The organism is Streptomyces abyssomicinicus, assembly GCF_008974245.1.
GTDB lineage: Bacteria > Actinomycetota > Actinomycetes > Streptomycetales > Streptomycetaceae > Streptomyces > Streptomyces abyssomicinicus.
This window is the reverse complement of sequence record NZ_BBZI01000011.1, coordinates 100988-116588: the sequence shown is the minus strand read 5'-3', so window position 1 is coordinate 116588 and position 15601 is coordinate 100988. Positions and strand designations below refer to the sequence as shown.

The following is a 15601-nucleotide window of genomic DNA, read 5'->3' as shown; positions in this document are numbered from 1 at the left end:
CGCACGCCCCACCGCCCAGCGGGCGCCTACCCCGCCCGTCCTGCGGACGCACGCCCCACCGCCCTGCGGGCACGAACCCCGCCCGTTCCGCGGACGCACGCCCCCACCGCCCAGCGGGCACGAACCCCCGCCCGTCCTGCGGTCGCACTCCCATCGCCCTGCGGGCGGCTCACCCCGCCGTCCTGCGGGCGGCTGGGCCGCCCAGGGGGCGGCACGGGCGGGCGCAGGGCGGCGCCTCCGCGGCGAGCGGTCCGCTCCACCAGGCCCAAGAGGGCGGCGCCTTACGCACGTGACCTCGCTGCGGCGTGCTCCAGCTCAGCCGGGGCGGACAGCACTGTTCATCCCCCGACCCGCCCCCTTCCCAGGGGCTCAACCTCCGCGGAGCGAACCGTCACGTGCGCACGTGAGGCCTGCGCCCACCCGTGCCGCCCAGCGGCACGATTGCCCGCAGACGGAACGGGCGGGAGCTGCGCGCCGCGCGGGGGCGGAACGGCACCGCGCACGCACCGCGTGGCGGCAACGACGCGCCGCGCGGCGGCGCGGGGGCGGGACCCAGGGCCGGGCGACGGGACGGCAAAGGGCCCGCGGCCCCTCCAGGGGGGCCGCGGGCCCGATGTCACGTCAGGATGTCGGTCGCTGCGTTCAGCCGGCCAGCCGGACCATGTCCGCCTGCGGCCCCTTCTGGCCCTGCGAGATCTCGAACTCGACCCGCTGGCCTTCCTCGAGGGTGCGGTAGCCGTCCATCTGGATCGCGCTGTAGTGCACGAAGACGTCCGCACCACCGTCGACCGCGATGAAGCCGTACCCCTTCTCCGCGTTGAACCACTTGACGGTGCCCTGAGCCATGCCTAACTCCCCTATTACTGGCCCTTGCACAGACCCGCACTTCGCGGATCCGGGTCAGACCTCACCCGCCGCCGAGGCGACGGGCGTGCGCCGGAACGCGTCGACCGCGGCCGAATGTATCTGCCCAACTGCCCTCTGCAACAGGTCAATCGGGCGACAAATCTGGAAGCGGCAGGCCAGGAATATGCCAAGAAATCGCCGGAATTCAGGTCAAGTCGGGGCGGACAGATGGAACGAACCGCGCAAAGAACCCGCGCAGTTTGGCTGCATCTTGTCGTGCGAGAGGCAGGAACTCATCGGCGCCCGGCCCGAGTTCGGCGCGGAGTACCCCAACTGTACCGCGCCCAATCATGCAGAATCGCCCCCTCCGGATGTCGGCGCCATGTGACGCCGGCATGAACCGGAGAGGGCGATCGGGAAATGCGGGGGAAGCGAAGGGGTCAGGCGCCGCCGGCCACGGCGGGAATGATCGAAACACTGCCGCCGTCGGGCGTGGCCGTCTCCAGGCCCTGCTCGAACCGCACGTCGTCGTCGTTGACGTAGACGTTGACGAAGCGCCGCAGCTTGCCCTGGTCGTCCAGCACGCGGGCGGCGATGCCGGTGTGGTTCTTCTCCAGGTCCGCGATGACCTCTCCCAGGTTCGCGCCCTCGGCGCTCACCTCGGCCTGGCCACCGGTGTAGGTGCGCAAGATGGTCGGGATGCGAACGGACACGCTCATGGGATTTGACCTCCGGTCACGGTGAGGCGGGTTACGGGACGGGCGAGGGGGAGGTCAGGCGAGACCGGCCGCTCGGAAGGACTCGAGGCTGGGACGGATGGTGGCGGTCAGGCCCTGGTCGGCCACCGCGTCCAGGGTCTTCAGGCCGTCGCCGGTGTTGAGGACGACCGTGGTGAGCGACGGGTCCAGCAGACCGTTCTCGATCAGCTTGCGGGTCACGCCGACCGTCACACCGCCCGCCGTCTCGGCGAAGATGCCCTCGGTGCGGGCCAGCAGCCGGATGCCGGCCACGACCTCCTCGTCGGTGACGTCCTCCACCGCGCCGCCCGTGCGACGGGCGATGTCCAGGACGTACGGGCCGTCGGCCGGGTTGCCGATGGCCAGCGACTTGGCGATGGTGTCCGGCTTCTGCGGGCGGACCACGTCGTGACCGGCCTTGTAGGCGACGGAGACCGGCGAGCAGCCGTTCGCCTGGGCGCCGAAGAGCCGGTACGGCTTGTCCTCGACCAGGCCGAGCTGGATCAGCTCCTTCAGACCCTTGTCGATCTTCGTGAACTGCGAGCCGGAGGCGATCGGGATCACCAGCTGGTCCGGCAGCTGCCAGCCGAGCTGCTCGCAGATCTCGTACGCCAGCGTCTTGGAGCCCTCGCCGTAGTAGGGGCGCAGGTTGACGTTGACGAAGCCCCAGCCCTCACCCGCCGGGTCGCCGATCAGCTCGGAGCAGAAACGGTTCACGTCGTCGTAGTTGCCGTCGATGCCGACCAGCTCGCCGCCGTAGACCGCGGCCATCACGACCTTGCCCTGCTCCAGGTCGTGCGGGATGAACACGCACGAGCGGAAGCCGGCCCGGGCGGCGGCCGCGCCGACCGCGCCGGCCAGGTTGCCGGTGGAGGAGCAGGAGAGGGTGGTGAAGCCGAAGGCGCGGGCGGCCTCCAGGGCCTGGGCGACGACGCGGTCCTTGAAGGAGTGCGTCGGGTTGCCGGAGTCGTCCTTGACGTAGAGACCGCCGGTGACACCCAGCTCACGGGCCAGGTTGTCGGCCTTGACCAGCTTGGTCCAGCCCGGGTTCAGGTTCGGCTTGTCGGCGACGTCCGCCGGGACGGGCAGCAGCGGGGCGTAGCGCCAGATGTTGCTGGGACCGGCCTCGATGCGGCGGCGGAGTTCCTCGGCCTCGTAGGAGGAGAAGTCGTAGGCGATCTCGAGCGGTCCGAAACACTCTTCGCAGGCGAAGACGGGACCGAGCGGGACGCGGTGGCCGCATTCGCGACAGGAGAGCGCGGTGGCGGGGCCGAGATCGACAGAGGCGGCGGAGGTCGTCGCGGACACGGAATCGGTCGTGACAGTCTGTACAGCCATGAGTGGCGAGGCCCTTTCTCCTCATCTTCCTCAGCGGCGTCTTCGCCGTGAGACGGATTTGGCACCTTCCCTAGCCGGGGCCTCGCGTGAACGCGGGCGCGGCTGGAGGGTTGCCGGGGCTTCATCGGGCCGTATCCCTCTGCCCCTCTGGATGAGCGTTCTTCTGTTGTTCTGAAGTTGTTTTGAGTCGCGTCCCGCCAGGGGACTCGTATCCACCAGTCGAGCGACTCGACCCCCGACATGCGGTGGTCACTGGTGATGTTCAAGACTGTAACCGAAGGCCAGGACAGTTGAGAGAGTCGTCCGGAACGCGAGACGGACCGCCCGCCGCGAGGCAGGCGGTGGACACAGTGAGGAGCCGGTGACTGTGCTGGAAGAAGTCGAAAGCTGGCTGGGCACACGCTCCTGGCATGTGACCGATCGCCCGCTCCACCAGATACTCGCCGCCAAGCGCCTGAGCGGCACGAAGGTCTCCGTCGTGCTGCCCGCGCTCAACGAGGAGGCCACGGTCGGCGACATCGTGGCCACGATCCGCCGGGACCTGGTCGAGCAGGTCCCGCTCGTCGACGAGCTCGTGGTCGTCGACTCCGCGTCCACGGACCGCACCTCGGAGGTGGCCGCCGCGGCGGGCGCCAAGGTGGTGCACCGGGACCACATCCTGCCCCGCGTCCCCGCCGTCCGCGGCAAGGGAGAGGTGCTGTGGCGCTCGCTGCTGGCGACCAGCGGCGACATCGTCTGCTTCGTCGACGCGGACCTGCGGGACTTCTCCTCCGACTTCGTCACCGGCACGGTCGGACCGCTGCTCACCGATCCCCAGATCTCGCTGGTCAAGGCCATGTACGACCGTCCGCTCGGCACCGAGGCGGGCCAGGGCGGCCGCGTCACCGAGCTGATGGCGCGCCCGCTGATCAACCTGCACTGGCCCCAGCTGGCCGGCTTCGTGCAGCCGCTGGGCGGCGAGTACGCGGCCCGCCGTTCGCTGCTGGAGAGGCTGCCGTTCCCGGTGGGCTACGGCGTCGAACTGGCCATGCTGATCGACTCCCTGCACACGGTGGGCCTGGACGCCCTCGCCCAGGTCGACGTCGGCGTCCGCAAGCACCGCAACCAGGACAGCCAGGCCCTGGGGCGGATGGCCGCCACCATCTACCGCACCGCCCAGCTGCGGCTGGCGCGCGGCCAGATGGTCCGGCCGCTGATCACCCAGTTCGAGCGCACCGAGGAGGGCTTCGCGCCGCGCACCCACGCGGTGGACACCCTCGAGCGGCCGCCGATGGCGGAGATCCTCGAGTACCGGTCACGCGAGGTGGCCTGATGTCACCCGTCCGGCGCAGCGTCCCGCCCCCGGCGGGACGCCGCCGCCGTCTCCGCGCACGTTTGGACTTTTCCCCTCCGGGCTAGGTGACGCGTATGGGTTCCGCCGAAAGATCTGCTCAGGTACTGGTCGCCTCCAACCGCGGCCCCGTCTCCTACTCGGTCGCCGAGGACGGCTCGCTGGTCTCCCGCCGCGGCGGCGGGGGCATGGTCTCCGGGCTCTCCGCGATCGGACCGGACGCCGGCGCCCTGTGGGTCTGCTCGGCCCTGAGCGACGGCGACCGCGAGGCGGTCCGGCGCGGGGTGGGCGAGCCGGGCGTGAAGATGCTCGACATCTCCGCCGAGACGCACCACGCCGCGTACAACGGCATCGCCAACTCGGTGCTCTGGTTCGTGCACCACATGCTGTACCAGACGCCGCTCGAACCTGTTTTCGACAGCGAGTTCCGGCTCCAGTGGGCCGCCTACCAGGAGTTCAACCACTCCTTCGCCGAGGCGCTGGCCGAGGAGGCCGCCGAGGGCGCGGCGGTGCTGATCCAGGACTACCACCTGACGCTGGCCCCCGGCATGCTCCGCGAGCTCCGCCCCGACCTGCGCATCGGCCACTTCTCGCACACCCCCTGGGCGCCGCCGGAGTACTTCCGGCTGCTGCCCGACGACGTGGCGGAGTCCGTCCTGCGCGGCATGCTGGGCGCCGACCGCCTGGGCTTCCTCACCCAGCGCTGGGCCGACGCCTTCACCGCCTGCTGCGACACGGTCGTGGGCGGCCTCGGCGACACCCGGATCGGCGTGCACGGACTGGGCGCCGACGCCGAGTTCCTGCGGGAGCGGGCCGGGCGGGAGGACGTCGACCAGCGGGTGGCGGAGCTGCGCACGGACATCGGCAACGACCCGGACGGCAACCTCCGGAAGACGATCGTGCGGGTCGACCGCACCGAGCTGTCCAAGAACATCGTCCGCGGCCTGCACGCCTTCCGGCAGCTGCTCGACGACCACCCCGAGTGGTGCGACCGGGTCGTGCACGTCGCCTTCGCCTACCCCTCGCGCCAGGACCTCGCCGTCTACCGCGACTACACGGCGGAGGTGGCGCGGGTCGCCGCCGAGATCAACGCGGAGTACGGCACGCCGTACTGGACGCCGGTGGTGCTGAACCTCAAGGACGACTTCGCGCGGTCGCTGGCCGCGTACCGGCTGGCCGACGTGGCGCTGGTGAACCCGATCCGGGACGGCATGAACCTGGTCGCCAAGGAGGTGCCGGTCCTCGCCGAGAACGGCTGCGCGCTGGTGCTGTCGCGGGAGGCGGGTGCGCACGAGGAGATGGGCGACGACGCGATCACGGTCCACCCCTACGACGTGAACGCGACGGCGCGGGCGCTGCACGAGGGGCTGACGATGCCGCCGGGTGAGCGCGCCGACCGCACCAAGCGGCTCGTCGCCGCGGCCACGGCCACCCCGCCGGCCAAGTGGTTCCTCGACCAGCTCGACGCCCTGACCGCCACGGCCCACTAGGGAGCGACCCCCGCCCCCGGCCCGCACCTGCCCGGCCGGGGGCAGGGATGCGTTCCACGTGACCGGCCGCACCCGGGGACGGGCTCCGTCCCGGCCTTCCACGGGTTCGCCGCGACGGCCGGACACCCGCGGACGGCTGTGCCGTAAATGCGGTGACCTGCGGCGACGGGCCGTGGCACAGTCGCCGCATGTCCAACGACATCGCCTATCCCGTCTTCCGCGCCCCCGACCCCGCACTCGCCCTGAGCACCGCGCGCCGCCTCATGGAGTTCGGCATCTGCGAGTACTCCGAGGTCTCCGTGGGAGCCGAGCTCCGGTCCGTCGCCGAGGTGCGGCGGGTGGCCAGGGAGCTGCCCCAGGCGTGGTTCCGGGGACAGGAGGAGTACGGGGAGTTCGACGGGGTGCCGTGGGAGGCCCAGCCCGCGCTGGTCGTCGGCGTGCACGGACCCGGTCTGCCGGCCGATCCGGCTGCGTACGCGGGGCGACTACCGGTGGAGTGCGGACTGTCCGAGTTGCCGGTCGGCAGTATCGAGGACGCCTTCACGGCGGCGATCGGCCCGAACGCGGGCGAGATCAACTGGTACGGCCTGTGCTGGCCGGACGCGCCCGAGCTGGGCTTCCTCGGCGAGTCCAAGCACGCCGAGGTGACGCTCCTCCTCAACACCCGCACCCGCGACTTCGACGAGCCGGCCGGCGACCACACCGTCCTCGTCCACGTCCGCAGCGCCAGCGTCGACGGCCGCCAGATGCGGGAGCCCTACGCGCACTGGCTCGCCGAGCAGGTCGGACTCACCGTCCTCGGGCCCGGGCAACGGTGCTGAACCGGCCCGGCCGCACGCCCGCCCAGCACCGGAACCGGCCGCCCACGGGACCGGCCCCGGGCACGGTCAGGCTGGGCCGGCCCCGCAACCGGACGCGGGCGGGAAGTCACGGTCACGGCCGCACGCGCGGTCGGCCCCGGACCCGGCCGCGCGCACGACCAGCCCGGTCAGGCCACGCGCGAAGCCGGCCCGCACCTCGAACGCACCCTGGGCCAACCCCGGCACCGGGCGCCCGCGGGACCGGCCCCAAGCCGGGCCCACGCAGGAACAGCCCCGGTCACGGTCGCACGAGGACGGCCCGGGTCCCAGCCGCACGCAGCGTCGGCCCCGGACCCGGACCCGGACGCGGATCGGGTCGGCGCCGCAGGCGGGCGGCCCCCGTCACGGGAGGCGCGCGGCGAGGGCGGCGAGGAGACGCACGACCCCCTCCGGGTCGGCCACCACCACGTCCGCGCGGGCGGCGAGCTCACGGACCGCCTCGTTCGCGCTGCACACGAGGAGCCCCGGAACCCCCTCCCCCCGCAGCGCCTCGACCGCGTCGAAGGCCGGCAGGTCCCCGAGGTCGTCCCCCGCGTACAGCACCGCCCCCGCACCCACGTCCCGCAGGTACGCCCGCAGGGCGACCCCCTTGTCGACCCCCGGCGGGCGCAGCTCCAGCACCATCCGCCCCGGCTCGACGATCAGCCCGTGCCGCTCCGCCAGCGCCCCCAGCGGCTCCCGCAGCGCCTCGAACGCGGCCTCGGGGTCCTCCGCACGCCGGGTGTGCGCGGCGATCGCCCGGCCCTTGTCCTCGACCCACGTCCCCCGCGACGCCGGCACAGACGCCAGCACGTCGGTGAACTCCCGCCGCACCGCCTCGACCCCCGGATGCGGGTCCGGGGCCGTGACCTTCCCGGTGGCGGCCTCCCACCGCTCCGCCCCGTAGTGCCCGAGCACCACCAGGCGGTCCAGCCCGTCCACCCCGGCGAACCCGCCGTTGCGCACCGCCACCTCGGCCGGCCGGCCGGTGACCACCGCCACCGCCGCCACCTTCTGGGCGAGCGCGGCCAGCGCCGGCACCGCCTCGGGGTGTGCGCGGGCCAGGTCGGGGTTTGGCACGATCGGCGCCAGCGTGCCGTCGAAGTCCAGCGCGATCACGGCCCGCTCCGGCGCGGCGAGGATCGCCGCGAGTCCGTCCCGTCCGGCCGCCGTCACCGGCTCCGGAAGGCCGCCGTCGGGAGAAGAAGAGGTCGCAGAGGTCTGGTTCTGGTCGCTGCCCATATCGGGACCATAACCGCGCAGCCCCGCGCCAACCCCCCGCTCAGCGTTCCGTGCGGCGGCTGTCCCGGATCCGCCGCAGCCGGTTGACCGTCACCGGGTCGTGGGCCAGCGCCCGCGGGTCGTCCAGCAGCGCGTTGAGCAGCTGGTAGTACCGCACCGGGGCCAGCCCCAGCTCCTCGCGGATCGCCCGCTCCTTGGCACCGGGACCGGCGAACCCCCGCCGTTCCAGCGCGAGCACGTCCCGTTCCCTGCCACTGAGCTCCTCCACCCCTGCACCGTAACCGCTGCCTCCGACTCCCCGCCCCGCGGGAACGGCACCAGGAGAACCGCGGGAGGGGCGAGAACCGCAAGTGGACTAGACCTTTCCCGGCCCACCCGCCAGACTGATCCCGTGAAACACGTCATCGCCCTCGATGTGGGCGGCACGGGGATGAAGGCCGCCCTGGTCGCCCCCGACGGCCGCCTGCTGCACCAGGCCCGCCGCGCCACCGGCCGGCACCGCGGCCCCGAGGCGGTGGTGGACGAGATCCTCCGCTTCGCCGCCGACCTCCACGCCGAGGGCGAGGCGCGCCTCGGCCGGGGCGCGTCTGCGTTCGGTGTCACCGTCCCCGGCATCGTGGACGCCGACCGTGGCGTGGCCGTCTACGCGGCCAACCTCGGCTGGCGGGACGTCCCGCTGCGCGCGCTGATCGGCGAGCGGCTGCACGGCATTCCGGTGGCCGTCGGTCACGACGTCCGCGCCGGCGGGCTCGCCGAGGGGCGGGCGGGGGCCGGCCGTGGTGCCGCCCGGTTCCTGTTCGTCGCCCTCGGCACCGGCATCGCGGGCGCCATCGGGATCGCCGGCCGGGTCGAGGAGGGCGCCCACGGCAACGCGGGCGAGATCGGCCACGTCGTCGTCCGCCCCGGCGGCGCGCCCTGCCCCTGCGGGCAGCTCGGCTGTCTGGAGCGGTACGCCTCGGCCTCCGCGGTCAGCGAGGCCTGGGCCCGCGCCTGCGGCGACCCGGACGCCGACGCCGCGGACTGCGCGGCGGCCGTGGCCCGCGGCGACGAGCGGGCTTGTGAGGTCTGGCAGGAGGCGGTGGACGCCCTCGCCGACGGCCTGGTCACCGGCCTGACCCTGCTCGACCCGCAGCGCCTGATCATCGGCGGCGGCCTGGCCGAGGCGGGCGAGACCCTGTTCGCCCCGTTGCGTGAGGCGGTGGACGCGCGGATCACCTTCCAGCGCCGCCCCGAGATCGTCCCCGCCGACCTCGGCGACACGGCGGGCTGCCTGGGCGCCGGTCTCCTCGCCTGGGACCTGCTCGACGCCGAAGCCGCCTCCCCGGCCGCCGCTCCTTCCCCCGACGCCCCCACCCCGGAGGTCCCCGCTCCATGACGTCCACCGATCCCGGCGCCCCCGAGGCTCCCCGCTCCCCCGAGTCCGCCCCGGCGGGCGGCCACTCCGGCCCCCCGCGCACCGTCCTCACCGGCGCCCGGGTGGTGCTTCCCGGCGGCACGGTCCCCGGCGCCCGCGTGGTCGTCGAGGGCGACCGCCTCGCCGATCCGGCCACCGTCCCCGCCGACGCCCCCGCCACCGTCGTCGACCTGCCCGGCTGCTGGATCGTCCCCGGCTTCGTCGACCTCCACAACCACGGCGGCGGCGGCGCCTCGTTCTCCTCCGGCACCGTCGAGGAGATCCTGCGCGGCGTGCGCACCCACCGCGCGCACGGCACCACCACGCTGGTCGCCTCCACCGTCACCGGCGACCTGGACACCCTCGCCGTGCGCGCCGGAATGCTCTCCGAGCTGGCCGAGGACGGCGAGATCGCCGGCGTCCACTTCGAGGGCCCGTTCATCTCCCCCTGCCGCAAGGGCGCCCACTCCGAGTCCCTGCTGCGCCACCCCGACCCGGCGGAGGTCCGCAAGCTGGTGGAGGCCGCCCGGGGGCAGGCCCGGATGGTCACCCTGGCCGCCGAACTCCCCGGCGGCGTCGACTCGGTGCGGATGCTGAGCGAGATGGGCGTGATCGCCGCGGTCGGCCACACCGACGCGACGTACGAGCAGACGGTGGAGGCGATCGAGGCGGGCGCCACCGTCGCCACCCACCTGTTCAACGCCATGCCCCCGCTGGGCCACCGCGCCCCCGGCCCGGTCACCGCGCTGCTGGAGGACGAGCGGGTCACCGTCGAGCTGATCGACGACGGCGTCCACCTCCACCCCGGCGCGCTCCAGCTGGCTTTCCGTCACGCGGGTGGCGCCCGGGTCGCGTTGATCACCGACGCGATGGACGCCGCCGGGTTCGGCGACGGCCGCTACCTGCTGGGACCACTGGAGGTCGACGTGGTCGACGGCGTGGCCCGGCTGGCCGGCGACGGCACGATCGCCGGCTCGACGCTCACCCTGGACCGCGCCTTCCGACGGGCCGTCACCGACGACGCGCTGCCGGTGGAGGAGGTGGTCGCGGCGATCTCCACGACCCCGGCCCGGCTGCTCGGACTGGACGACCGGATCGGCTCGCTGGAACCCGGCAAGGACGCCGATCTCGTCGTGCTGGACGAGGAGTTCACCCTGCGCGGGGTGATGCGCAAGGGAACCTGGGTGGTCGACCCCCGGCAGGGCTGAGCCCGCGCCACCCCACTCCGGGCGTCACGGACCTGTGCGCCCGAGCCTGCGTTTGGCATGATCGGACCAGAAAGGGCGGCCGCGACCCGGCCGCGTTCGACGAGCAGGCGCATCATCGGGAAAGGCGGACCGGATGATCCTCACGGTCACGCTGAACGCCGCACTCGACATCACCTACCGGGTCCGGGAGCTGCGTCCGCAGACCAGCCACCGGGTCTCGGAGGTCGTGGAGCGGCCCGGCGGCAAAGGCATCAACGTCGCGCGGGTGCTGGCCGCCCTGGGGCACCGGGTCACGGTGACCGGCTTCGCCGGCGGCCTCACCGGACGCACGGTCCGCGAACTGCTGGCCCGCGCGCCGGGCCCGCTGGTGGACACGCTGGTACCGGTGGCCGGGGCCACCCGCCGTACCGTCTCGGTCCTCGACCCGGCCGCCGACGACGCCACCCTGCTCAACGAGCCGGGACCGGCGGTCACCCCGGCGGAGTGGGCCGCGCTCCAGGTCGTCTACCGGGACCTGCTGCCCGCGGCGCGGGCGGTCGCCCTCTGCGGCAGTCTGCCCCCGGGCGTCCCGGTGGGCGCGTACGCGCACCTGGTGCGCGAGGCGCGGGCGGCGGGGGTGCCGGTGCTGCTGGACACCTCCGGCGAACCGCTGCGGCGCGGCGTCGCGGCCCGGCCCGACCTGCTCAAGCCCAATGCCGAGGAACTGGCCGAGCTGACCGGCTCGCACGACCCGCCGCAGGCCGCCCGGGACGCCCGGCGGCGCGGGGCCCGGACCGTGGTGGCCTCGCTGGGCGCCGAGGGCCTGATGGCGATCGGCCCGGAGGGCCACTGGCGCGCCGCACCGCCCCGCCGCCTGCGCGGCAACCCGGCCGGGGCCGGGGACTCCGTGGTCGCCGGACTTCTCTCGGGGCTCGTGGACGGCCTGCCCTGGCCCGAGCGGCTGGCCCGGGCGGCCGCCCTCTCGGCGGCCACCGTGGCCTCACCGGCCGCCGGGGAGTTCGACCGGCCGCTCTACGAGGAGCTGCTCGGCCGTGTCCGGGTCTCCGAGGCCGCCCCGGCGGGCTGACCGGACACCGCCGGCAACACCGTCGGGGTCAGGACGCCGCCGGCGTCAGGAGAACTCCTTCGGCTCCTTGGCGACCTCACCCTGGACCAGGCCGAACTGGTCGACGTTGGCGTTGCAGCCGTCGGCGCAGGAGAGGGTGATGGTGTTGGTGCCCTGCTTCAGCGGGATGTAGTTGTAGGTCCGGGTCCAGCCCTTGGCCCAGTCGCCCTTCTCCGCACCGGCGTAGTTCTTCAGGTTGACCTCGGCCGGCTGTCCGCCGTTGACGGTCAGCGTGGCCTTGGCGTCCTCGCCGGGGACCCCGTAGTAGGTGAAGAGGGTGTACTGGCCGTCCTTCGGAACCCCGTTGACAGTCCAGGTCACCGAGGAGCCGGGGGTGTTGAGGCCGGCGATGTAGGAGCCGCCCTCGGCCCTGGAGCCCGGGACGTCGCTCGCGAGGGCGGCGCCGCCGGCGAACTCGCCGAGCGAGGCCGCGTCGATCTTCGTCGGCTCGAACTCGTCCTTCTTCTTGTCCTTGCCGTCGCCCGCGGCCTCGGTCGGCTTCTCCATGGAGGTCGCCGTCGGCGACGGGTCGGTGCCCGCGGTCTTGTCGGCGTCGTCGTCGCCGCCGGTCACCGCGATGGTGATGCCGACGACCACCGCGGCCACCACGGCCACCGCGCCGATCATCAGGCCCTTGGTGTTGGGACCGCGTCCGCGTCCGCCGCCGTCCTGGGAGCGGCGCGAGCCCGGGGCGCCGGGACCGCCGGGAACCCCGACGGAACCCATGGCCGCCTCGGGCGCCTGGTAGTGGGGGTTCGGGCTGCCGTAGGCGCCGGGGGCCTGCGTTCCGTACGCGCCGGGGGCCTGCGCCGGCTGCTGCGCCGTCTGCTGGGCGCCGTACCGGCGTTCGCCGACGGCCCGCACACGGTTGACGGAGTTCGGGTAGCCGTAACCGCCGCCGGAGGGCGGCTGGGCGCCGTTGGCCTGTCCGTCGGCGTAGAGGTAGCCGAACGGGTCGTCGTCCTCGGGCGTGCTGGCGCCGTTGTTACCGGACGTCATCCCTTGGTACTCCTCAACAGATGCGGGGTCAGGTGCGACAGGTGATGTCTTGCGAGCGTACCCGGTGTTTGTAGCCCGAGTGGGTGACACAGATCCCACCGGCAGGTGACCGGCCGCTGACCTGCGGTTCAACCCGCGCGTCTGTGAGTTTTCGGACGTGATCGTTTCTGCACGTACATACGCTCATCGGCGGACTTCAGCACTTCCTCCGCCGTCATGCCGCAGTGCGCCCAGCCGATGCCGAAGCTCGCCCCGACCCGCATGTCCCTGCCGTCCACCGTGATCGGCTGGACGATCCGGCTGCGCAGCCGTACCGCCAGGTCCTCGGCGTCCGCCCGGCCCAGGCCGTCGGCGAGGACCACGAACTCGTCGCCGCCCAGCCGGGCCACCGTGTCGCCGTCCCGGACGCCCTCGCTGAGGCGGCGGGCCACCTCTATCAGCACCGCGTCGCCGGCGTTGTGGCCGTAGCGGTCGTTGACGCCCTTGAAGCCGTCCAGGTCGCAGAAGAGGACCGCCAGCCCCTTGGTGCCGTCGTCCCGGGTCTCGAGCGGCGCCACGGTGTGCACGTGGCGGGGCTCGCCGACGATGCCGTACCGGTCCGCGGGGACCGGGAACCGGCTGTGCCCCATGCTCTCGAACGGGTCCGCCTCGAAGGCCTGGCCGCCCGGGGCGCCGGGGACGCCCGGGTGGACGTGCTCCAACGGCAGGTCGCGGTAGACACCGGTGTCGTACGCGCCCGGCTCGTACATCCCGGGCTCGTACATCCCCAGCTCGCACGGCTCGTCCCCGTAGGCGGCGTCCAGCGACTCCACCACCCCGGCCAGCCGTGACCCGGCCGTGGACGGCGCGTACGGACGGTCGCAGAGCCGGGCGCTCAGCCGCGCCCGCAGCTCCGCCGAGTTCGGCAGGCCGGTCAGCGAGTCGTGCGAGGCCCGGTGGGCGAGCGCCAGCTCGCGGCGCTTGCGCTCCTCGATGTCCTCGACGTGGCTCAGCAGGAACCGCGGCCCGTCGGCGGTGTCGGCGACCACCGAGTTGCGCAGCGACACCCAGACGTAGCTGCCGTCCCGCCGGGACAGCCGCAGCTCGGCCCGGCCGCCGTCGGCGTAGGTCCGGCGCAGTGTGTCCGCGTCCTCGGGATGGACCAGGCCCTCGAAGGACCGCTTGCACAGCATCGTCGACGGGCGGCCCAGCAGCCGGCACAGCGCGTCGTTGGTCCGCAGGATCCGGCCGTGCTGGTCGCCGCTTCCCATGTCGGTGATGGCCATGCCGGACGGGGCGTACTCGAAGGCGTGCCGGAAGCTCTCCTCGCTGGCCCGCAGCGCCTGCTGCTCGCGCTCCAGGCGGACCAGGGCGCGCTGCATGTTGGAGCGCAGCCGGGCGTTGGTGATCGCGATGGCGGCGTGGAAGACGTACGTCTCCAGCGCCTCGCGGCCCCAGGCGCCGGGGCGGCGCCCGTTGCGCGGGCGGTCCACCGAGATCACGCCGATCAGCTCGGGCCCGGTCTTGCGGTCCAGGGTGCCGGGCGCGTACATCGGCGCGATGAGCCGGTCGTCGGGGTGCCACTCGTCCTCGAAGCGGGGCAGCGGGCCGCCGGTGAGCCAGGTCGGGACGTCGTCCTCGTTGAGGGCCCAGGCCTCGGTGTGCGGGATGAACCGGAGCGTGCCCCAGGACTCGCCCATGGTCAGCCGCCGGTCCCAGGAGTCACGGGACCCGGAACGACCGGTGAGCAGCGCCTCGGCGGCCGTGTTGCCCGCGACGGCGGCGACCACCAGGTCGTTGTACTCGGGGCGGACCATGTTGACGGCGGCGAGCTCCCAGCCCAGCCCCTCGACCAGACCGTCGGCCACGGTCTGCAGGGTGTCGGCGAGGCTGCGCGCCGTGTTCATCCGCGCCATCAGCTGATGCAGCTGCCGCAGAGTCGCAAGGCGGACATACGGTTCCGACTCGGTCTCCATGCTCGCCCTCCCCCCGAGACCTCGTAGCGAATCAAGGGTTGTCTTCGGCGTCCTCGTGCAGCTTCCACGCCACTGAATCACAGCGCGCTGCCTCACCGGTACGCAGGGTCAGCAAATTTCTTACGCTGTGAGTCAAGTCACATGTATCACGGGAAACTTGGACAACGTGGTGAGAACGGGGAAGACGACGGCGGAATTCCACGGCGGCGGGGCCTGCGACGGGACGTGTGGGGCGGGTGGGACGACCCGCGGGGCCTGTGGGGCGGGTGGGACGGCCCGCGCGGTCGGCGGGACCTCCCCGCGCGGTCGGCAGGACGGCCGGTACGGGCGGCGGGGTGACCTGACGGGCGGGCGGGTGACCTGACAGGCGGGCGGGGTGGGCCGAACAGCCGGTGGGACGGCTCGGGGGGCCGGTGAGGCGGCGCTGGAGGCGGCGCTGAGGGCCGGTGAGGCAGCCCGGACAGTCGGTGCGGCCCGGACAGCCCGTGAGGCGGGCCGGACAGCCTGTGAGGTCGGTGGGGCGGCCTGTGAGGTCGGTGGGACGGCCGGTGCACGCAGGGCCGCCGCCGGTCGCGGGGGCGTGGGACCTAGGTCCCGGAGCGGGGACGGGTTGCGGCCGGGGGCCGATGCGCGGCAGGCGTGGCGGCGCCTAGCGTCGTTCATGTGGCGACCCTTTCCTTCCCCCAGGCACCTCACACCTCCCCGGGCTCCCCGGTCTCGGTGCGCTCGGTGGACCCGGCGAGCTCACCGGTCCCAGCCGGCTCAGCAGACCCGGCCGCCTCACAGGTCCGGGTGCGCTCAACGGGCTCAACGGGCTCCACGAGCCCGGCCAGCTCGGCAGATCCCTCGGCCTCGCCACACCCAGCAGGCCCAGCGGGCTCGCTGGTCCCAGGAAACCCTCCGGACCCCACAGACTCCGCGGACCCAACAGGCTCAGTCGCCTCCGTGGGATCAACGGACTCCTCCACCCCAGCGGACTCTCTGGGCCCGGTGGACTCGCCCGGCCTGCTGGACTCAACTACCCCTCCGAGCTCCTCCGCCCCAACGGACTCCCCAAGCCCAGCAGCCTCAGCGACCTCAACGGGCTACCCGGCCCCACAAGATGTTCCACGCCCAGCG

Annotated in this window: 13 protein-coding genes and 1 riboswitch; of the genes, 6 read left to right on the top strand and 7 right to left on the bottom strand. The window is 73.4% G+C overall.

Translation table 11 applies throughout. From position 1 onward, the window contains the following. Positions 1-642: 642 nt before the first annotated feature. The 3 genes from GBN72_RS25860 to thrC form a co-directional block, all read right to left on the bottom strand. Complete coding sequence (locus GBN72_RS25860; protein WP_009339379.1) at positions 643-846, bottom strand: cold-shock protein; 204 nt, start codon at positions 844-846, stop codon at positions 643-645. Positions 847-1286: 440 nt separating this feature from the next. Next, positions 1287-1565, bottom strand: a complete 279-nt coding sequence (locus tag GBN72_RS25855) for a MoaD/ThiS family protein (RefSeq protein ID WP_151774324.1) — start codon at positions 1563-1565, stop codon at positions 1287-1289. A 54-nt stretch (positions 1566-1619) separates the two neighbouring features. Beyond that, positions 1620-2921 (bottom strand): threonine synthase, encoded by a 1302-nt coding sequence (gene thrC, locus GBN72_RS25850; RefSeq protein ID WP_151774323.1) that lies wholly within the window; start codon positions 2919-2921, stop codon positions 1620-1622. 18 nt (positions 2922-2939) lie between these two features. Beyond that, a riboswitch (SAM riboswitch) is annotated at positions 2940-3079 on the bottom strand. Between the two features lie 209 nt (positions 3080-3288). Here thrC and GBN72_RS25845 point away from each other — a divergent pair. From GBN72_RS25845 to GBN72_RS25835, 3 genes are all read left to right on the top strand, one after another. Beyond that, positions 3289-4233 (top strand): glucosyl-3-phosphoglycerate synthase, encoded by a 945-nt coding sequence (locus GBN72_RS25845; RefSeq protein WP_151774322.1) that lies wholly within the window; start codon positions 3289-3291, stop codon positions 4231-4233. A gap of 95 nt (positions 4234-4328) precedes the next feature. Continuing rightward, on the top strand, positions 4329-5741 hold the full coding sequence (locus GBN72_RS25840; protein ID WP_151774321.1) for an alpha,alpha-trehalose-phosphate synthase (UDP-forming): 1413 nt from the start codon (positions 4329-4331) through the stop codon (positions 5739-5741). Between the two features lie 188 nt (positions 5742-5929). Continuing rightward, on the top strand, positions 5930-6562 hold the full coding sequence (locus GBN72_RS25835) for a hypothetical protein (protein WP_151774320.1): 633 nt from the start codon (positions 5930-5932) through the stop codon (positions 6560-6562). A 381-nt stretch (positions 6563-6943) separates the two neighbouring features. Here GBN72_RS25835 and otsB read toward each other — a convergent pair whose 3' ends face one another. Both otsB and GBN72_RS25825 read right to left on the bottom strand, forming a co-directional pair. Further along, the gene (gene otsB, locus GBN72_RS25830; RefSeq protein WP_151774319.1) at positions 6944-7822 is read right to left on the bottom strand and encodes a trehalose-phosphatase; all 879 of its coding nucleotides are present in this window, start codon (positions 7820-7822) and stop codon (positions 6944-6946) included. Between the two features lie 40 nt (positions 7823-7862). Beyond that, entirely contained in the window at positions 7863-8090 is a 228-nt protein-coding gene (locus tag GBN72_RS25825) for a DUF3263 domain-containing protein (RefSeq protein WP_151774318.1), read from the bottom strand. A 123-nt stretch (positions 8091-8213) separates the two neighbouring features. Between GBN72_RS25825 and GBN72_RS25820 the strand changes: the two genes are divergently transcribed. From GBN72_RS25820 to GBN72_RS25810, 3 genes are all read left to right on the top strand, one after another. After that, a complete protein-coding gene (locus tag GBN72_RS25820; protein WP_151774317.1) occupies positions 8214-9197 on the top strand; it encodes an ROK family protein in 984 nt (327 codons plus the stop codon). Continuing rightward, positions 9194-10423, top strand: coding sequence for an N-acetylglucosamine-6-phosphate deacetylase (gene nagA / locus GBN72_RS25815; protein ID WP_151774316.1), 1230 nt, complete (start codon positions 9194-9196; stop codon positions 10421-10423). Before GBN72_RS25820 ends, nagA begins: the two co-directional genes overlap by 4 nt. Before the next feature lie 133 nt (positions 10424-10556). Beyond that, positions 10557-11489 carry a 1-phosphofructokinase gene (locus GBN72_RS25810; RefSeq protein WP_151774315.1) on the top strand — a complete coding sequence of 311 codons (933 nt, stop codon included), beginning with the start codon at positions 10557-10559 and terminating at the stop codon, positions 11487-11489. A gap of 45 nt (positions 11490-11534) precedes the next feature. Here GBN72_RS25810 and GBN72_RS25805 read toward each other — a convergent pair whose 3' ends face one another. Both GBN72_RS25805 and cdgB read right to left on the bottom strand, forming a co-directional pair. Continuing rightward, a complete protein-coding gene (locus GBN72_RS25805) occupies positions 11535-12527 on the bottom strand; it encodes a carbohydrate-binding protein (protein ID WP_151774314.1) in 993 nt (330 codons plus the stop codon). A gap of 128 nt (positions 12528-12655) precedes the next feature. Then, positions 12656-14482, bottom strand: a complete 1827-nt coding sequence (cdgB, locus tag GBN72_RS25800) for a diguanylate cyclase CdgB (protein WP_151774313.1) — start codon at positions 14480-14482, stop codon at positions 12656-12658. Positions 14483-15601: the final 1119 nt, after the last annotated feature.